The organism is Streptomyces sp. NPDC096311 (genome assembly GCF_044763085.1).
In the GTDB taxonomy this organism is placed as follows: Bacteria; Actinomycetota; Actinomycetes; order Streptomycetales; family Streptomycetaceae; genus Streptomyces.
This window is the reverse complement of record NZ_JBIWFN010000001.1, coordinates 464,221-483,164: the sequence shown is the minus strand read 5'-3', so window position 1 is coordinate 483,164 and position 18,944 is coordinate 464,221. Positions and strand designations below refer to the sequence as shown.

General features: G+C 72.6%; 14 protein-coding genes. 6 read left to right on the top strand and 8 right to left on the bottom strand.

The window, feature by feature from the left end:
- Nucleotides 1-82 precede the first annotated feature (82 nt).
- Nucleotides 83-670, bottom strand: a complete 588-nt coding sequence (locus ACIRA5_RS02230) for a hypothetical protein (protein ID WP_403686345.1) — start codon at nt 668-670, stop codon at nt 83-85.
- Nucleotides 671-940: 270 nt separating this feature from the next.
- On the opposite strand from ACIRA5_RS02230, the gene ACIRA5_RS02225 reads away from it, so the two are divergent.
- Together ACIRA5_RS02225 and ACIRA5_RS02220 are read left to right on the top strand one after the other, a co-directional pair.
- Nucleotides 941-2,026, top strand: coding sequence for a WD40/YVTN/BNR-like repeat-containing protein (locus ACIRA5_RS02225; RefSeq protein ID WP_403686343.1), 1,086 nt, complete (start codon nt 941-943; stop codon nt 2,024-2,026).
- A gap of 173 nt (nt 2,027-2,199) precedes the next feature.
- Nucleotides 2,200-4,704, top strand: coding sequence for a SpoIIE family protein phosphatase (locus ACIRA5_RS02220; protein ID WP_403687213.1), 2,505 nt, complete (start codon nt 2,200-2,202; stop codon nt 4,702-4,704).
- On the opposite strand, the gene ACIRA5_RS02215 is transcribed toward ACIRA5_RS02220, so the two are convergent.
- The gene (locus tag ACIRA5_RS02215; protein WP_403687210.1) at nt 4,658-6,697 is read right to left on the bottom strand and encodes a BTAD domain-containing putative transcriptional regulator; all 2,040 of its coding nucleotides are present in this window, start codon (nt 6,695-6,697) and stop codon (nt 4,658-4,660) included. The genes ACIRA5_RS02220 and ACIRA5_RS02215 overlap by 47 nt on opposite strands.
- Nucleotides 6,698-6,848: 151 nt before the next feature.
- Here ACIRA5_RS02215 and ACIRA5_RS02210 point away from each other — a divergent pair, with 151 nt between their 5' ends.
- Together ACIRA5_RS02210 and nhaA are read left to right on the top strand one after the other, a co-directional pair.
- Nucleotides 6,849-7,736 carry an alpha/beta fold hydrolase gene (locus tag ACIRA5_RS02210; RefSeq protein ID WP_403686341.1) on the top strand — a complete coding sequence of 296 codons (888 nt, stop codon included), beginning with the start codon at nt 6,849-6,851 and terminating at the stop codon, nt 7,734-7,736.
- Between the two features lie 91 nt (nt 7,737-7,827).
- Nucleotides 7,828-9,705, top strand: a complete 1,878-nt coding sequence (nhaA, locus tag ACIRA5_RS02205) for a Na+/H+ antiporter NhaA (RefSeq protein WP_403687207.1) — start codon at nt 7,828-7,830, stop codon at nt 9,703-9,705.
- A gap of 86 nt (nt 9,706-9,791) precedes the next feature.
- Here the strand turns inward: nhaA and ACIRA5_RS02200 are convergent, their stop codons facing one another.
- The 3 genes from ACIRA5_RS02200 to ACIRA5_RS02190 all read right to left on the bottom strand — a co-directional run bounded on the left by ACIRA5_RS02200 (nt 9,792) and on the right by ACIRA5_RS02190 (nt 12,277).
- Nucleotides 9,792-10,697 (bottom strand): NAD(+)/NADH kinase, encoded by a 906-nt coding sequence (locus ACIRA5_RS02200; protein ID WP_403686339.1) that lies wholly within the window; start codon nt 10,695-10,697, stop codon nt 9,792-9,794.
- Between the two features lie 190 nt (nt 10,698-10,887).
- Nucleotides 10,888-11,184, bottom strand: a complete 297-nt coding sequence (locus ACIRA5_RS02195) for a zinc-ribbon domain-containing protein (RefSeq protein ID WP_403686338.1) — start codon at nt 11,182-11,184, stop codon at nt 10,888-10,890.
- 415 nt (nt 11,185-11,599) lie between these two features.
- The gene (locus tag ACIRA5_RS02190) at nt 11,600-12,277 is read right to left on the bottom strand and encodes a uracil-DNA glycosylase (RefSeq protein ID WP_067372796.1); all 678 of its coding nucleotides are present in this window, start codon (nt 12,275-12,277) and stop codon (nt 11,600-11,602) included.
- Between the two features lie 169 nt (nt 12,278-12,446).
- On the opposite strand from ACIRA5_RS02190, the gene ACIRA5_RS02185 reads away from it, so the two are divergent.
- Both ACIRA5_RS02185 and ACIRA5_RS02180 read left to right on the top strand, forming a co-directional pair.
- Nucleotides 12,447-13,493: an N-acetylglucosamine kinase gene (locus ACIRA5_RS02185; protein WP_403686337.1), complete on the top strand. Its 1,047-nt coding sequence runs from the start codon at nt 12,447-12,449 to the stop codon at nt 13,491-13,493.
- 167 nt (nt 13,494-13,660) lie between these two features.
- Nucleotides 13,661-14,584 (top strand): sirohydrochlorin chelatase, encoded by a 924-nt coding sequence (locus ACIRA5_RS02180; protein WP_211118650.1) that lies wholly within the window; start codon nt 13,661-13,663, stop codon nt 14,582-14,584.
- A 139-nt stretch (nt 14,585-14,723) separates the two neighbouring features.
- Here ACIRA5_RS02180 and ACIRA5_RS02175 read toward each other — a convergent pair whose 3' ends face one another.
- From ACIRA5_RS02175 to ACIRA5_RS02165, 3 genes are all read right to left on the bottom strand, one after another.
- Nucleotides 14,724-15,770: a lactonase family protein gene (locus ACIRA5_RS02175; RefSeq protein ID WP_403686336.1), complete on the bottom strand. Its 1,047-nt coding sequence runs from the start codon at nt 15,768-15,770 to the stop codon at nt 14,724-14,726.
- Nucleotides 15,771-15,832: 62 nt separating this feature from the next.
- Nucleotides 15,833-17,224 carry a nitric oxide synthase oxygenase gene (locus ACIRA5_RS02170; RefSeq protein ID WP_403686335.1) on the bottom strand — a complete coding sequence of 464 codons (1,392 nt, stop codon included), beginning with the start codon at nt 17,222-17,224 and terminating at the stop codon, nt 15,833-15,835.
- A 137-nt stretch (nt 17,225-17,361) separates the two neighbouring features.
- Complete coding sequence (locus ACIRA5_RS02165) at nt 17,362-18,858, bottom strand: FUSC family protein (protein ID WP_403686334.1); 1,497 nt, start codon at nt 18,856-18,858, stop codon at nt 17,362-17,364.
- Nucleotides 18,859-18,944: the final 86 nt, after the last annotated feature.

Below are 18,944 nucleotides of genomic sequence, written 5' to 3'. Positions count from 1 at the left end.
GCGGAGGCCAAGCGTCCGGCGCCCCGGCCCCGTAACCCTCCCCCTCCCCAGGCCCCCGCTCCACACCCAGACCCCGCTCCCCTCAGCCTGTCTTCCGCCCCCACAGGGGGCCGACCCGTTGCCAGTCCTCGTCCCACTGCGCCATGCGCCGCCGTTCCATTCGTCCGCGTACCAGCTGTCCGCCGATGAACGGCACACCCGCGACACTCACCCCCACCAGAACGCCCACCAGCGCGGCACGCACTTGGGCCTGGGAGGGCGTGGGAGGCTTGGTGACGAGGCGGCCGTGGGCGTCCGTCCATACCGTCACCGGGGTGCCCGCGGGGCTGCCGACGGACACCCGAGCCTGGCCGGCGTGCGGCGAGCCGTCCGCCGCGGACCAGTGGACCTTCGCCCAGACCATGTCGGCGTCGTTCGCCGACGCGGTCGACTTCGGCACGTCGTCGTTGAGCAACGCCAGCACCGAGTGCCACTCGGCCCGCTGCCTGGCGAGGCCGTTCTCCACGGACTGCGTCGCCAGCAGACCGGTGAGCACCCCGCCGAGCGCGGTGAGCGCCCAGGCGACGAGCACGATCCAGGCCTCCAGCGCGTCACTGCGACGCCGCAGCGGATTGCGCCGCCATCGCCACAGCCACACCTTCGGAGCCTTCGGACCACGGAATGCCGCCATCGATGGCGTCCTCCTCACGACCGCACGGACATGCCACATCGCCCTCCCATACGGGATCGGTCCCTCCGATGCTCACAACGAGTCCCACGACCCGTGCGTTCCAGGATTCCGGCCATCCACCACCCGTAGGCGCGCCGGCCGGGAAGAGACGTCGCCGATCACCGACGCCACCCGGCTGACCTGCGGAAATTCAGCGCACAGGGGAGACTGTCAGTGCCGGGGTGCAGACTGGCCGATGTCTGAGACGACGTCGTCGCGGAGGTGATCGGCATGGCCGAAGTACTGCTCACCGTCGGTACACGCAAAGGGCTGTTCATCGGACGGCGGCGCGCCGCCGCCTGGGAGTTCGACGACAGTCCGTACTTCAACGCGCAGGCCGTGTACTCGGTCGCGATCGACACCCGCGGCGAGACACCACGGCTGCTGGCCGGAGGGGACAGCGCGCACTGGGGTCCGTCCGTCTTCCACTCCGACGACCTGGGGCGGACATGGACCGAACCGGCCCAGCCGGCCGTCAAGTTCCCCAAGGACACCGGGGCTTCGCTGGAGCGGGTGTGGCAGTTGCACCCGGCGGCGGCCGAGCCGGACGTGGTGTACGCGGGCACGGAGCCGGCCGCACTGTACCGCTCCGAGGACAGGGGCGAGTCCTTCGAGCTGGTCCGGGCCCTGTGGGAGCACCCCACCCGGTCGCAGTGGGTGCCGGGCGGCGGTGGCGAGGGCCTGCACACCGTCCTCACCGACCAGCGCGACCCAGCGGCCGTCACGGTCGCCGTCTCCACGGCAGGGGTGTTCCGTACGCACGACGGCGGGGCGAGCTGGAAGCCGTCCAACTCCGGTGTCTCCGCGGTGTTCCTGCCGGATCCGAACCCGGAGTTCGGTCAGTGCGTGCACAAGATCGCACAGGACGCGTCGACCCCGGACCGGCTCTACCTCCAGAACCACTGGGGTGTGTACCGCAGCGACGACGCGGGCGGTGAGTGGACCGACATCGGCGCGGACCTGCCGTCCACCTTCGGGTTCGCGGTGGCCGCGCATCCGCACCGCGGCGACACGGCGTACGTCTTCCCGATCAACGCGGACGCGGACCGCGTCCCTGCCGACCGGCGCTGTCGTGTCTTCCGTACGCAGGACGCCGGCAGGACCTGGGATCCGCTGACGGCGGGGCTGCCCACGGAGGACCACTACGGCACGGTGCTGCGCGACGCGCTCTGCACGGACGGCGCGGACCCGGCGGGTGTGTACTTCGGCAATCGCAACGGCGAGGTGTACGCGTCGGCGGACGACGGGGACAGCTGGCGGCAACTGGCCTCTCATCTGCCGGACGTGCTGTGCGTACGCGCCGCGGTCGTCGGCTGAGGCCCGGGAGCCGCCCCTGGGACGACATCCGGCGTCGGTCACCCGCCGTGGTGGTGCCGACCCGACCGGTAGCGAATTCACCGCGTCGAACGGTCCCTTGTGCCGCTGGCGCGCCGCTGCAGGAGGCGCGAGCATGGAGGTATGGGGATGGCGGTGAAGACGTGACACCTGCGATTCCGGAATCGGGCGAAGGTCCCGGCACAGAGCCCTGTATCGGTGTGGAAGAAGCAGCCTCGGACGCGGCGGCGATCGTCACCCTGGCCGGCATGGTGATCGGCTGGACCAGAAGCGCGGAAGAACTCCTCGGCCGTTCGGCCCGCGAGGTCGTCGGGGGCTCCGTCGGCCGTCTGCTGGCGGTGCCCGAAGACCCCTGCCGCGTAGCGGCGATCATGGAGCGCTGCCGTGGGGGCCGGGCCTGGAGCGGTGTGGTCACGCTGTCGCATCGCGACGGCCGTCGTGTCGCGGTGAACCTGCGGGTTTCCGCGTCGTTCCAGGTCGGCGACGACGAGTGTTTTCTCCTCTCGGCACGGGAGCGCATCACGCGCTGGGCCATGGGGCAGTCCGTGCTGGACGGGTTCCTGATCCGTTCGCCCGTGGGAATGGCCATCGTGGACATGGACCTGCGCTGCACCTGGGTCAACAACACCCTGGAGAGCATCGGCGGCATACCGCGTGAGCAGCGTCTGGGCCGGCGCCTGACCGACCTCTTCCCGGGCCTCCACGCGGAGACCATCGAGGACGTGATGCGCAAGGTACTGCGGACCGGCGAGCCGGTCAGCGACTTCGAGTACCTGGGCTGGAGCTGGGCCGACCCGCATCGGCAGCACGCCTACTCCACGTCGTTCTTTCCCCTGGTGGACGTCGAGGGCGCCGTCACGGACATCTGCTACATGGTGCTCGACGTCACCGACCGGTGGAACGCCCGCCAACTGATCTCCATGGTCAATGAGGCCGGCGCCTGTGTGGGCAGCACCCTGGACGTCATGGAGACGGCTCAGGAGCTGGCCGACTTCGCCGTGCCCCGGTTCGCCGACTTCGCCATCGTGGATCTGCTGGAGCCGGTCTTCAGCACCGAGGGCACCGAGGGCACCGAGGGCACCGAGGGCACCGAGGGGCGAGGAACCTGGCTGTCCGACGCGGGTCCGGCGGTGACGGGGCCGGTGATGCGGCGGGCGGGCATGAGTTCCGTCCGGGAGGGGTGTCCGGAAGCGATCGCCCAGGTCGGCGATCCGGTGGACTTCATCCCTCCCCCGCACGATCTCGACCTCCTCGTGAACGGCGAGCCCGTCCTCATACCGGTGCTGAACCCCGACAACCCTCAATGGGTCGTCGAACAGCCGTCCAGGACATCGAGCATGCGCGAGTTCGGACTTCACTCACTCATCTCCGTGCCGATGCGGGCCCGGGACACCGTCCTCGGCCTCACCACCTTCGTCCGCTCGCAGAACCCGGCTCCCTTCACCTCGGACGACGTCCTGCTCGCCCGGGAACTGGTCGCACGAGCGGCCGTCTGCGTCGACAACGCCCGCCGCTACACACGGGAGCACCACGCCACGCTGACGCTCCAGCGCAGCCTTCTGCCCCATACGCTGGAGGGCGGCATGGCCGTGGACGTGGCCTCCATGTATCTGCCCGCGGACGCCAAGGACGGTGTGGGCGGGGACTGGTTCGATGTCATCCCGTTGTCCGGAGCCCGAGTCGGCCTGGTCGTGGGCGATGTGGTCGGCCACGGTCTGAGTGCGGCCGCCACGATGGGCCGGCTGCGCACCGCGGTGCAGACGCTCGCCGACATGGATCTGCCGCCCGACGAGCTCCTGGCCCACCTCGACGACCTCGTGCTCCGCCTCAGCGAGGAGGAGTCCCATGACGCGTCGGCCGACCTGATCCGGACCGCGGTGATGGGTGCCACCTGCCTGTACGCCATCTACGACCCGGTCACACGGAAGTGCACGCTCGCCCGGGCCGGCCATCCGCCGCCCATCCTCGTGACTCCGGAGGGCCGGGTCAGCTTCCCGGAACTGCCGGCCGGTCCGCCACTGGGGCTGGGTGGACTCCCGTTCGAGGCAGTCGACATCGAACTCGCCGAGAACAGCCTGATCGGCCTCTACACCGACGGCCTCATCGAAGGCGGCGAGCGGGACGTCGACGTCGCAATGGCCCACCTCGGGGACGCCCTGCGCCCTTGCGATCTCCCGCTCGAGACGCTCTGCGCCAACGTGCGGGGCCTGACCTCCACGCCGCAGTCCGACGATGTCGCGTTCCTCGTGGCGCGCACGCACGCGCTCAGCGCCGACCACGTCGCCTCGTGGGACGTGGCCTGCGATCCCGCCGCCGTGGCCGGGGCCCGCGCCCTCGCCACCCGCCAACTCCGTGCATGGGGACTGGAAGAGCTGGCCATGGAGACCGAACTCGTCGTCAGCGAGCTGGTCACCAACGCGGTGCGCTACGCACCGGGCCCCGTGCGACTGCGGCTGCTGCGCGCATCCCGTCTGATCTGCGAGGTCACCGACACCAGCAACAGCTCCCCGCGGCTGCGGCACGCCCGGACCACCGACGAAGGGGGACGCGGCCTCTTCCTCGTCGCCCAGCTCGCGCACCGCTGGGGCACCCGGCACACACACGAGGGAAAGATCATCTGGGCGGAACTGGACTCGTCGGTGTCCGCAGCGCGGTGGTGATGTCGGCGAGGTGGTCCTCGACGGGGCCGAGGGTGATCAGGCCACTGCCCGCGCCGGCGAGTTCCCCGGCGGCCGGCAGCAGGCGGGTGCGGGCCCGCTCCAGGACGTCCCGGTCACCGACCTCCCGCGCGACCACGGCCTCCAGGCAGCAGCACGCCTCGTACATCAGATCGCGTGGCGGCTCCGGGAGCGCGCGCAGTGCCGCCCGTGCCTCGGCCCGGTGTCCGGATGCCAGCAGGGCGAAGGGCGCGGCCCAAGGGCGGTACGGGCCCCAGTCCTCCCCCAGGTCGATCTCGACCGGCCCTGGACCGGTACCCCCCGAATCGGTACCCCCTGGACCGGTGTCGGACCACGTCCTCCTGTGCCGCACCCGCAGGCACAGCAGGGCGAACGGGAGAAGCCCACGTGCCAGGCCCGGCATCCCGGCGCCGTCCAGCCGTGCGGCGGCATCCCGATAGGCGGTCTCGGCCCCCGCCGGTTGCCCGGACGCGGCCCGCCGCAACGCCCGGTACCACTGGGTGAAGACGCCCGCGAGCGGCAGCTCGTGGCGCTCGGCCAGCCGGTCCACGGCGGCGGCATGACGGTCGGCCGCGGCGAAGTCGGCCAGCGCGCCGCGTGCCTGGAGCCGGATGAGGTGACCGAGTACCTCATAGGTCACCAGGTCGTGCCGGGCGGCCAGTTCGACCAGCTCCGCGCCGATCTCGTCACGCCGTGGGGCCAGGCCCGCGCGGGTGAAGGACTGCATGAACGCGCCGTTCAGCGCGAACGCCAGCAGCGCGGGATCGTCGAGACGACGGGCGATCTCCTCCGCCTCGCGGGCGGCCTGGGGGCCGCGTGGTGCTCGGCTGCCGCGCGTCTCCAGGGCGATCGTGGCCAGCAGGCGACACCGCGCGGCCTCGTGCGCGTCGCCCGGCGAAGCGGTGAGGGCGCGCTCGGCGGCCTCGACGATCCGTCGGGCCAGCTCCGGATCGTCGCTGCGGGTCCAGATCGCGGGGACGTCGTAGGCGCCGATCACCCGGGCGGTCAGGTCCGGGTCGCCGAACTCCTCCGCCGCCGCGACGGCCTCCATACGGTGCTGCCTGGCGGCCGCGAGCCCACCGCCCCCGGTGACCGCGAGGTTGCGGATCAGGCTCACCGTCGTCTCCAACCGGGCCCGGGCACCGGCGGCGACCGTACGGTCGTAGGCCGCCGCCGTCCGTGTCCACAGCCGGGCCGCGGTCGCCGTCGGCCCGGCCGGAGGATCGAGCCCCGGATCCTGGGCGAGGATGTCCGCCTCCAGGTGGCGCAGCCGGGGCCCGGGGTCCACCCCCAGCTGGTCGGCCAGGACCGCCCGGGCTCTGCGCAGCACGCCCAGAGCATCCCCTTGGCGGTCCTGCCGGTAGAGCGCCAGCGCCAGCAGCCGCCAGGCGTCCTCGCGCCAGGGGTGAGCGGCGAGGTGTACTTCCAGGTCGGGCACCGCCTCGGCGGCCAGGCCGAGGTCCAGCTGCGTCCGGGCCCGCTGCTCCACCGCCTGGAGCCGCAGCTCGGCGAGGCGGGAGCGCTCGCCCCGGGCCCAGTCCTCCTCCTCGAACTCGGCGTAGGCGGGCCCGCGCCACAGTGCCAGCGCCTCCTCCAGTCGCGGCAGCGCCTGCGTGGCCGGCAGTCGCGCGGCGGCGCCGACGGCCGTCTCGAAGCACCAGGCGTCCACGGCGTCCGGCTCCGGGCGCAGCGCGTACCCGGGGCCGTCCGTGACCAGCAGCCGGGCGGGGGCCCGGGACGGCCGGTCCGGCTCCAGGACGCGTCGCAGCGCGGCGACGAAGGTCTGTACGGCGCCCACGGCGCCGGGCGGGGGATCCGTCCACAGGTCGCCGACCAGGTAGGCAACAGGGACGACCCTGCGGCGGGCCACCACCAGCCGAGCCAGCACGGCCCGGTGCCTCGGTCCCTTCAGCGCGAGCGCGCGGCCGTCGCTCTCGGCCACGGTCGGTCCGAGCACACCGAACGCGACCCGCACCCCTCTCGCCTCTCCCGACACCCTCGCCACGGTACTGCGCCGACGACGTGCTGACCCCGTACTGATCACGCGCTGATCATCTGCTGATTCGCGCCCGGCAGGCTCGTCGTGTCCGACACCTTCCGCTTCCGCCTTCCAGAAAGGGCGAACCATGGCACCGACCATCCCCGGCTTCGACTACCGGCGCGTCCCCGTCGCCGACCAGGTCGCGCTCCACGTCGCCGTCGCCGGATCGGGCAGTCCGATCGTGCTGCTGCACGGTTTCCCGCAGACCCACCTGATGTGGCGGCACGTGGCCGCCGACCTCGCGGCCGACCACACCGTCATCTGTCCCGACCTGCGGGGCTACGGTGCCAGCGACAAGCCCGCCGACACCAGCGCCGACGGGAACGCGTACGCCAAGCGCACCATGGCCGCCGACGTCGTCTCGCTCGCCCGCGCCCTGGGCCACGAGCGTTTCGCGCTGGCGGGACACGACCGGGGCGCGCTGGTCGCCATCCGCGCAGGCCTGGACCACCCCGAGGCGATCACCCATCTCGTCTCGCTCGACGTGCTGCCCACGCTGGACATGTGGGACGTGATGCAGGGCACCGGCGCGGCCGTCGGCTTCCACCTCTACCTGATGGCCCAGCCGCCGGGTCTGCCCGAGCGGATGATCCACGCCGCCGCGGACGTCTTCTTCGGTCATTTCCTCGACATCTGGACGCGGGACCCGAGGGCGATCCCGGACGAGATCCGCGCCGCCTACCTGGCGGCTTCCCGCGCGGCCGTCCCCTCCATCGTCGCCGACTACCGCGCCTCGGCCGGCATCGACGTCGAACACGACCGGGCCGACCGTGCTGCCGGGAACCGGCTGCGGATGCCCGTGGCCGTTCTCCAGCAGGACTGGGGCGCGGCCCTCGGCTTCGACGCCGCCGCGCGGTGGCGCGCCTGGGCACCCGACCTGCGGCACACGACCGTCTCCTGCGGTCACTTCATGGCCGAGGAGGCCCCCGCCGACGTCGTCAAGGCCATCAGGGACCTCGTCGCCGACCACTGAGCGGATCTCCTCCCCGACACCGTTTCGTCGCGTGCCGGACCACGCGCGGGGCGAGAATCAGGGAGTGACTGTGCCAGCTGAGACCTCGCCCATGTCGGGGCAGACCGTGTGCGGCAAGGGCGGGCGCGGTCCGCTGCGCTCCTTCCTGCAGACCGAGACCGGCAGTGCCGCGGTTCTGCTGGCCGCCACGCTCGCGGCCCTCGCCTGGGCCAACCTGGGGCCGGGCACGTACGAGGCCTTCTGGAGCACCGAGCTGTCGGTCCGCATCGGGGCGGGCGGAGTCTCCCTGCACCTGCGGGAGTGGGTGAACAGCGGGCTGATGACGCTGTTCTTCTTCGTCGTGGGACTCGAGGCGCGCCGGGAGTTCGACCTGGGCGAGTTGCGGGAGCGCAGAAGGGTCACGTTGCCGCTGCTCGCCGGGCTCAGCGGCATGGTCGTGCCGATCGCGATCTACCTCGCTCTCAATGCGGGCCACGACTCCCTGCACGGCTGGGGCGCCGCCATGTCGACGGACACGGCCTTCGCCCTGGGCATGCTCGCCCTCTTCGGGGCACGGCTGCCCAACAGTCTGCGGGTCTTCATCCTCACCGTCTCCGTCGTGGACGACTTTCTGGCGCTGGCCGTGATCGCCGTCGCCTACAGCGGCGCCCTGGCCCTGCCCGCGCTGCTGACGGCGCTCGGCCTCTTCGCGGCCGTCGTGCTGGTGCGGCGCACCCTCGGGATGCGCATTCCCGCCCTGTACGCGGTGCTGGGCGCGGCGGTGTGGGTCGCGCTGCTCAAGTCGGGGGTGGATCCGGTCGTGACCGGGCTCGCGATGGGCCTGCTCACCTACGCCTACCCCGCCGAGCGCGTCGACCTGGAACGAGCCAGCCATCTCTTCCGGCGCTTCCGCGAGCAGCCGACGCCGGAACTGGAGCGCTCCGTACGGCGCGGGATCGCCTCGACGCTCTCGCCCAACGACCGGCTCACACGGATGTTCCACCCCTGGACGAGCTATGTGATCGTGCCGCTGTTCGCCCTCGCCAACGCCGGCATCACCATCAGCGCCGACCAGTTGGCCCATGCCTTCACCTCACCGATCGCCCTCGGCATCCTCCTCGGCTACGTGCTCGGCAAGCCGCTCGGCATCATCGGCGCCACCTGGCTCACGACACGCGCCAGCCGCGGGCGGCTGCACCCGCCGGTCGGCTGGGGCGCCGTCACCGCGGGCGGCACCCTGGCGGGAGTGGGGTTCACCGTGTCCCTGCTCATCGCGACGCTCGCCTTCGACGGGGCCCGGCTGGCGGAGGCGAAGGTCGGCATCCTCGCCGCCGTGGTGGGCGCGTTCCTCCTCACCTGGCTGGTCACCTCGGTGATCGGCGCCCTTCCCAAGCGTTCCCGTATCCGGGCCCTCCTCGGTACGGGCACCACCATCGTCGACCTCAGCGACCCCGTGGACGTGGACCGCGACCACGTACGCGGCCCGCTGAAGGCGCCCGTGACGCTCGTCGAGTACGGGGACTTCGAGTGCTCGTACTGCGGCCTGGCCGAGCCCGTGGTCCGCGAGCTGCTCGCCGACTTCGGCGACGTGCGCTACGTGTGGCGGCATCTGCCGCTGACCGACGTCCATCCGAACGCCCAGTTCGCCGCGGAGGCCGCCGAGGCCGCGGCCCACCAGGACGGGTACTGGGAGATGCACGATCTGCTGATGCAGCACCAGGGTGACCTGCGGCCGAAGGACCTGCTCCGCTACGCCGAGGAGATCGGCCTCGACACCGAACGCTTCCGCAAGGATCTCCGCGAAGGCACGGGGACGGCCCGGGTCGCGGCGGACGTGGAGTCCGCCGACCTCAGCGGTGTCTCGGGCACCCCGACGTTCTTCGTCAACGGCCGCCGCCACTACGGCGCCTACGACATCGCCTCGCTGTCGGCGGCGGTGCGCGCCGCGCGGCAACGGGCGGCGCTTGAAGGGGTCGGCCGGCAGGACTGAGCCCCGGTCGCCGAGTCGGGTCGCGGTGCCCGGGCCTCCCCGGGTCGGCCGCTGTGCCGCTCACGACGCGTTCCTCGGCCCGCTCTTCAGGGCCCTGCCATGGGGTCTGCGGGGTCCTGGGAGGTGCGCGCGCCCGCTTCGATACTTCCTTTGATGCCGAGTTTTCTGCGTGCTCGCTGGTAGAACGTCGTACCGCCCAGGCGTACGACCTGAGCAGCCGCGGGGCATGCTGACACGGTGACCCGGTCGCCCGCGTCGAGGTAGCCGAGCACCTCGCCGTCGACCTCGACCGCCAGTCGCCCGGTCGTGGGGAGCAGTTCGAGGGTGACGTCCTCGTCCGCGGGCAGGGCGAGCGCCCGGTCGAACGACGAGTGCGCGCTGGCGGGAACAACCAGGATGGCTTCCACCCGGGGCGAGAGGATCGGGCCGCCCGCGGCGAAGCTGTACGCCGTGGATCCGGTCGAGGTGGAGACCACGACGGCGTCGGCGGCGTAGCGGATGAACTCCTCGCCCTGGAGCCGGATCGCGATGGCGGCCATGCCGCTGCCGGGTACCCGTACGAGGGCGATGTCGTTGAACGCACGGACCTCGCGCCCGTCCGGGAGGCGCGTTCGTACGGCCATCCGGGCCTCGGTGGTGAACTGGCCGCTGTCGATCCGGTCCAGCGCCGACTGGAGCTCGTCGACATCGATCTCCGCGAGGAAGCCCAGCCGGCCCAGGTTGACGCCGAGCACCGGAGTGGCGCTTCCGGACAGCAGCCTCATGGAACGGAGCATGGTCCCGTCCCCGCCGAGACTGACGACCAGGTCAGCCCGGGCGACGAGGTCCTCATCCGGTACGGCCACGGCGCTGCAGTCGATACGGCCCACCTCGTCCGGCAGCCCCAGCACCTCGGCATCGTTCTTGCGGGCCCACTGCACGACCGACTCGATGACCGGTCCCGGATTGCGCCGGGGATGCAGGATCAGGCCGATCGATCCGATCAGACCCATGAGAGGGTTCCCTTCCGTCGAGAAGCCATGTCCAAGTAGTCCATCATGGCCCGACAAGGGACATTTCCGACCGATGCGGCACGGAATGTGGCCTGGACGACTCGCGCGGAAGGGGTCGGCGGCGGACCGGCGCCGTCCGCGGGGGGCACGGCGCCGTCGACGAACCGCCGCGCCGGCCCCCGCCCCCGGCTCAGGCCTGGTACGGCTGCTGGGGCTGCTGCGGCTGGCCGTACTGCTGGGCGGCGTGCGCGCTCGCGGCCTGCACCTGCAGCTGCTCCGCCTGCTCCTTGGTCGCCTTCTGCTCCACGCCGCAGAAGGTGCACTGCGTCGCGTACTTCGACGAGATCGGGAACAGCGGCACGAAGAACAGCGTGAACTTCGTGACACGCTTGCGGAGCGTGTGCGCCGAGGGATTGCCGCAGCTGCCACACACCAGCGTCAGTATCGCGAGCTGGTACAGGTATCCCCTGGTGCCAAAAATGATCATGCTGTTGGTCCCTCCCGGGCCGGTGCGGACGAGCTGCGGAACGCAGTCGCGGAGCACAGTCTCGTGCACGTCGACGCGCTCGGCGATGGCGGGGTTGCACGATGCCGCCCGAAAACGTGGACCGCCTCGGCCGCCGGCCCGGTCAGGCCGTCGGGGAGCTCCGTGGCGATCGCGCCCCAACCGGCGGCATCCCGCGACCAGTTCCTCGAGGCACCCGGTCATCGGCCAGGGGCTCCGAGTACACGGTGACCAGCGCGCCCCACGCGAAGTCGTCGGCCGGGCACGCCAGTTGGCCCAGCGCCTGCCCCCACGGCGAGGCGCTCGCCCACCCCGCGGACGGTGTTCGTGACCGCAGGGTGGATCGTCGCCGTGAACCCCAAAACCCTCGCGGGTGGCACGAGATCCGGTGACCGCTCTACGGCAGGCGCCAGTCCACCGGCTGGACGCCCTGCCTCTCCAACAGCTCGTTGGCCCGGCTGAACGGACGCGAGCCGAAGAAGCCGCGATCGGCCGACATCGGTGAGGGGTGCGCGGACTCGATCGCCGGGAGATCCCCGAGCAGCGGCCGCAGATTGCGGGCGTCACGCCCCCACAGGATCGACACCAGCGGCTTCTCCCGCGCGACGAGCGCCCGGATCGCCTGCTCCGTGACCTCTTCCCAGCCCTTGCCCCGGTGCGCCGCGGGCTGGCGGGGCGCCGTCGTCAGCGCCCTGTTGAGCAGCAGCACCCCCTGCTCGGTCCAGGGCGTCAGATCGCCATTGGAGGGCCTCGGCAGCCCCAGGTCCGTGTGCAGTTCCCGGAAGATGTTCTCCAGGCTGCCCGGCAGTGAACGCACCTCGGGCGACACGGCGAAACTCAGCCCGATGGCCATCCCCGGCGTGGGGTAAGGATCCTGGCCGACGATCAACACGCGGACGTCGTCGAAAGGCTGCTGGAAGGCCCGTAGGACATTCGCCCCGGCCGGGAGATAGGTCCGGCCCGCCGCTATCTCGGCCCGGAGGAAGTCCCCCATGGCGGCGATGCGTTCGGCCGCAGGTTCCAGAGCCTTCGCCCAGCCTGCTTCGATGAGTTCATGCAAGGGTCGTGGTGCCACGACGTGCCACTCTACTGGCACACGCCGTGACACATTCCTACGGATTCATACGGACGAGCGCCGCGCGCGGACCCGCCTCTCGGCGCTAGTCTTCCTCCGCGCCGAGATCATCGAGCCGATCACCCAACCGATCGACCGGCGGCCGGTCAGCAGAGAGGAGGGGAGCCTGTTGCGTCCCTCCCACGTGTCGGCCGGTGTGCTGGCGGTGGACTCGGGTGGCTCGGGGCTGCGGGCGGCGCTGGCCGTGCGCGGGCATGTCGTGGGCGTTCCGCTGACCTCCAAGGAGCCGGTCCGCACCGGCCCGCGCGGCATCGACGCCGCACATCTGCTGGAGCAGTTGCTCCCGATGGCCCGGGAGTTGATGGCGGCCAACGGGACGGAGGAACTCGGGGCCGTCGCCGTCGGAGCGGCGGGTCTCGCCACCCTCGGCGACGCGCTGCGCGCCGAGCTGCCCTCCGCACTGGAGCGCGAACTCGGCGTGCGGCGGCTCGCGTTGGCCGCTGACGCGGTGACCGCGTACGTCGGCGCGCTCGGCCCCCGGCCGGGCGCGGTGATCGCCGCGGGCACCGGCATGATCGCGGTCGGCACCGATCTGGGCAGCTGGCGAAGGGCGGACGGTTGGGGCCATCTGCTCGGCGACTGCGGCGGCGGGGCGTGGATCGGCCGCGCCGGGCTCGAGGCGGCCTTGCGGGCCTTCGACGGGCGCCCAGGCGGGTCGACGCAGCTACTGGCGCGGGCCGAGGAGATGTTCGGGCCGGTGGCCGGGTTGCCGGGCAAGCTGTATCCACGCACCGACCGGCCCGCCGTACTCGCCTCCTTCGCGCCCGAGGTGGCCGCATGCGCCGCGTCCGCCGTCGGCGACCCCGTCGCGCGCGACGTGCTGCGCGCCGCCGCCCGGCACCTGGCCGACTCCGCGGCCGCCGTCTGCCCGGACACCGGGGAGGACCGGGTCGCTCTCACCGGGGGGCTGTTCAAGATGGGCGCCCCTCTCCTCGTACCGCTGCGCGCGGAGTTGACGGAGCGGTTGCCGCACGCCCGGCAGGTACCTGCCGCGGGCACCCCGCTGGACGGCGCCGTACGTATCGCCGTCGACCTGGCGGGCGACCGGCTCACGCTCCCCCGAGACGTACACATGCTCTATGTGATGACCGAAAAGGGCACGACCTCGCCATCCGTCCCCCGAAAGGGGGATTCATCCACCCTGTCGGACAAGTGAAGTCGGCTCCCGCGCCGGTCGTGACGGGAGCACCACCGCACCGGAGAGTCCGGCCACACTGATCATTTCTGATCCACGCGTAACTCATCAGACAAAAGGGGACGGATACCGCTCACCTGCACCCTCCCCGAACAGGGGAGCCCAAGAAACCAGTAACATGCGTCGCCATGAGCTCCCCCACTGGGCCCGCGTCCGGCCTGCCAGTACGAATGCCGCGGCCTCGCCAGCCCGGGCGGCACCGCCGACCCGAGCCGCTGGCGGCTCCCGAGGGCGCGCCTGCGCTCGTCCTCGCGGTGCCGGGCACCTCCAGCGCGGCCACGCGCAGCCTCGCCGAGGAGGTCGTGAGCATCGCGCGCTCCGAGCTGCCCGGCCTCGACGCCCGGATCGGGTACCTCGACGGGGACGACGCCGAGTTCCCCACGCTGCAGTCCGTGCTCACGCGTGCCGCCGAGGAGCGCACCGCCCGCTATGAGCAGGCTCGTGCCGCCGGTGCGGATGTGACCGAGCCCGACGGCCCCGTCGCCGTCGTGGTGCCGCTGCTCGCCGGCCCGGACAACGCGTTGCTGCGCCGGGTCCGCCAGGCCGTCATGGAGAGCCGGATCGCGGCCGACCTGACCGACGTTCTCGGCCCCCACCCGCTGCTCGCGGAGGCGTTGCACGTACGTCTGTCCGAGGCGGGTCTGGCGCGCGCCGACCGTGCCCGGCTGTTCACCGTGGCCACGGCCGCCGACGGCATCATCCTCGCCTCCGTGGGCGGCGAAGAGGCCGTACAGGCGGCCGGGATCACCGGCATGCTCCTCGCCGCGCGGCTCGCCGTGCCGGTCATGGCGGCGGCGCTGGACGAGGAGGGCGCGATCGCGGCCACCGCCGAGCAGCTGCGCGGCTCGGGCTCTCAGCAGCTCGCCCTGGCTCCGTACCTGATCGGACCGGAGATCGACGCCGGTCTGCTGGACGCGGCCGCCAAGGAGGCGGGCTGCTCCGCCGCCGAGGCGCTCGGCCCGTACCCGGCGATCGGCAAGCTCGCGCTGGCCAAGTACACGACGGCGCTGGGCATCGCCCCGCAGCAGCCGCAGGGCGCGCCGGCCCGCTGACCGCCCAGGCACCACCCCTCGCACGTCGAAGGGCCCGCTCCTCTCACCGGAGCGGGCCCTTCTCTCGTCGGCTCTCTCGTACGTCGGCGGGTCGTACGTCGGCGACTCCCGCCGCGGCAGCGGGCCACCGCCGGGCGGGTCAGCCGAGGACCACGCAGGACGCCGCCGGAACCTCCACCGAGCCGCCCCGTCGCGGCACCCCCGTGTCCGGGTCGACCGCGAACCAGGTCACGTCCCCCGAGCGCTCGTTGGCGGCGTACAGGAAGCGCCCCGAGGGGTCGAGGGCCAGCGCGCGCGGCCAGGTGCCGCCGCAGGGCACCGTGGCGACCAGCCGCAGCCCTTCGCCCACCGCGTCGGGCCTGAGCACGGAGACGACGTCCTGGCCGCGGGTGGCGGTCCACACGAAGCGCCCGTCGGGCGACACCACGATGCCCGAGGGGTACGCGTCACCGTCCGCAACCCCTGAGAGCACCGGCGTCTCTCCGACGGTACGCAGAGAGCCTTCCTGGGCACTCCAGCGGCAGACGGTGACCGTGGGGGCGAGTTCGTTGAGCACGTACGCGTGTTCGCCGCGCGGGTGGAAGGCCAGGTGGCGGGGCCCGGAGCCGGGGCGCAGCGCGATCTCGCGGTGCAGTGTCAGCCGGCCGCCGTCCAGCGCGCACACCCGCACGGAGTCCGTGCCGAGGTCGACGCTGACGGCCCAGCGCCCGCTCGGGTCGGGCTGCACCTGGTGGGCGTGCGGGTTCTGCTGGCGCCGGGGGTGCGGGCCGCGGCCCTTGTGCTGGAGCACGCTGGAGGCGGCGCCGACGAGCGTGCCGTCGTCGCGCACGGGCAGGGCCGTGACACTGCCGGAGCCGTAGTTGGCGGTCAGGACGTGTCCTGCGCACACGCTGAGGTGCGTGGGGCCGCTGCCTCCGACGGAGACCAACGGCCCGGCGGGCTTCGGCTCGTCGCCGTCCACCCGGTACGCGGCCACCGCGCCGTCGGCCGTCTCGCTGACCGCGTAGAGCATGTCGTGGACCGGCGACAGGGCGAGGTACGAGGGATCGGGTACGCCGTCCACCGCGCTCAGGAGGGTCAGTGCGCCGCTGCCGCGGTCCACGGCCGCGGTGAGGACGCCGGGGCCTCCCGCCGCCGTGAACGAGCCGATGAACGCCCGCTGTTCCCGCGTGCCGCCGTCTGCCACTGCCGTTCCCCTCTCGGTCCCGCGCTGTCCGGGGCCGACGGTAGCAGTCGGCGACCAACGGTCTAGACCAAGGGCCCGCCCGTCTCCCCGAGTGCCCGTGCGCGCGCCTGCGGGTGGTGGACGTACGCGGGATGCCGTTCCACGGTCTCGTAGGTGCGGTGGAAGACGGGGGTGGCGCTGCCGGAGATGGGCGGCACGATCCACGACCAGTCCGCGCCGACCCGGCGGCCCTTGCTCTCCTCGCGGCCCAGGTGGGTGAGGAAGCGCCGGGACTCGGTGTGGTGGTCGGTGACGGTGACGCCCGCGCGGTCGAAGGAGTGCAGGACGGAGCGGTTGAGTTCGACGAGGGCGCGGTCCTTCCACAGCGAGCGGTCGGTGCGGGTGTCGAGGCCGAGGCGGTCGGCGAGGTACGGCAGGAGGTTGTAGCGGTCGGTGTCGGCGAGGTTGCGGGCGCCTATCTCGGTGCCCATGTACCAGCCGTTGAACGGGGCCGCCGGGTAGCAGATGCCGCCGATCTCCAGGCACATGTTGGCGAGCGCGGGCACGGCGTGCCAGCGCAGTCCGAGCGAGCGCCACCAGGTGTACTCGGGGTGGGCGAGCTCCACTTCGAGCACCGCGTCCTGCGGCAGCGTGAACCAGCGGGGTGGGTCGTCGGGCCTGCCGTCGGCACCCTGGATCACCAGCGGCAGGACGTCGAACGGGGTGCCGGGGCCACCGGGCCAGCCGAGCCGCCGGGCCAGCGCGGTGAGCCCCGCGTTGCGCGGATCGCCGGTCACGCCACCGTCCGGGCGGGCGTAGCCGGCGTACCGGATGAGCTGTTCGTTCCAGATCCGTGGCCCGGGGCGGCCCGGCCGGTCGGGCGCGAAGACGGTGATGAGCGCCCTGATCCTGCCCTCGCCGCCGGCCTCCCGCAGATGGTCCGCCGACGCCTCGGCGACGTCCTCGGCCGTCCGCACGTCCCTGCGGTCACGGACGCACAGGGACCGCCAGTACAGGCGCCCGATGCAGCGGTTGGCGTTGCGCCAGGCGACCCGGGCACCGAAGGCGAGTTCCTCGGTGGTGTGGCGGTAGGTGCCGGTCTCCGCGATCTCGGCCCGCGCGGCGGCGATGCGCCGGGCCGGGTCGCCGAGGCGCTCCTCGGTGTGGCGGAGGGTGAGGAACTCGGCGGCGGCGCGCAGGAGTGCGTACGGCGGGGAGTCGTCGTGCGACGTCGGGGCGTCAAAACGGCCCGGCACGGGTATCAGGCGCCCGCCGAGACCCGGGACGGACGGCTGCGTCCGCCGGGCACCGCCGGCGTAAGGCAGTGCGGTCGGGGTCGCTGCGCGGGCGCTGCGACCTGCCGGAACACGGTCCAGCCAGCCGCCCGGCCCGTCGGCCCACGGCATCGGGTGCCGCGCGCTCCCGTCCTCGCCGAAGCGCTCTCCCTGTCCGGTTCCTCGCGGGAAGTCCCGCATGGTGCCACCCCCAAGCGGCTTGGCCCGCGGGCCGCTCCCGCACGGTCCGCGGGTTCCGTGCGTCCGATAGCCGCGGGGTTACCCCGCCCGGGCGGTGATCCACCCTCTACGTGGCCCGTGCACGTGCCTCGCGCGTGTCAGACGCGCACGGGGTTCGAAGCGCGGGGGTGCAGAAGGGGCGCGGCGAGTTCGGCGAGTGCCCGCTCGAGTCCGTGCAGGTGTGCGAGTACCGGCTCTTCCAGGGGAGGTGTTCCGGCCTGGACCGTGATCCGACGCGGTTCGGATGAGGTGAGTGCCTCGACGGCCCTCTCGACGCGCTCGCACGCGACGGTGAGGCGGTTGTCGCAGGAGGCCACGGGGTCCGACGCGATGGCGGCGAGGCCCCGTACCTCCCGGGCGCAGGTGTTCAGCGCCGCGAGTACCTGGCGCGCCCTGCGGCCACGGGCGCGCAGGGGATTGAGGGGGTGCAGAAGGGGTGTGAGCGAGAGCCGCACCTTGTTCAGCACGGTCTCCAGCTCCGCGACGCGTGCCGCGGGGTCGGCGGTGGAGGAGCCGTTCAGACGGGCCGCGGCCTCGGTCGTGCAGGCGTGGACGCACTGGATCGCCCGTACGATCCAGGCGTCCGTCGTGGCGTGCGTGGTGACCGGCAGCACGAGCAGGACCGCCAGCGCGGCGCCGATCGCCCCGATGCCGGTCTCTGCCAGACGCAGCACGACCAGGTGCTGGTCCAGCACGCCGAACATCCCGTACAGCAGCTCGGCCATCACCGTCACCGCGAGCATCATCCAGGTGTACGAGACCGCGGCACTGTAGAAGATGACGAACACACACACGGCGAGCAGGACCACGGTCGGTACGGGCGCACCGTGCAGGGGGACGACGACCGAGGCCCCGAGGGCGATGCCGATCACCGTTCCGAGGACCCGGCGGTAGCCGCGGATCAGGGTCTCGCCGCGCGAGGTGGTGTTGACGAAGATCCACCAGGCGGCGCCGACGGCCCAGTACCAGCGCTCCTGGGACAGCAGGCTTCCGACGCCCAGGGCGAAGGCGGCGGCCACGACGGCCTGGACCGCCTGGCGGGTGGTGGGACGGGTGAGGCCCCGGCCGGCCGGGGGGACGGGCGGGGCGGCGGGCGGCATCCGGCGCTCGTAGCACCACAGTCCGAATCGGACCGCCGAGGACGCGAGGAGGGCGAGCAGTACGGCGCCGTACAGCTCGGGCAGTCGCGCGGGCACGGTGTGCAGGAACTGCGCCATGAAGAAGGCCATGAACCCGAAGACGCCGAGGGCATGGCCGCGCGCGCCCCAGCGCCGGGCGTACACACCGGCGCCGACGACGGCGAGGAAGGCCGCGCCGCGCGCCGTCGGATGGTCGTGCAGGGTGGCCGCGAGAGCCAGGACAGGAAGGCCCGCCACGGGCAGCAGCGCCGTCGTCGCCAGCTGTCCGCGCACCGTGGCGTCGGTGACCGTGAAGAGGGCGAGCAGCGCCGCGAGTCCTCCCGCGACCGCACCCGCGAGGGAGGAACCGGTGACGCCGCACAGGGCCACCGCCAGGCCGATGCCGAGGACGGCCCGGATGGCGCCGCGCAGCCGCAGCCGGCCCGGGTCCGGTGCCACGAACACCCTCTTCAGCACTGTTTCCCCGCCCCTTGAGCTCAGCCTGTACTTCAGGCATGCAAAAGGCGCCGCGGGGGTCCCGCAGCGCCATCGACCCGCCCATC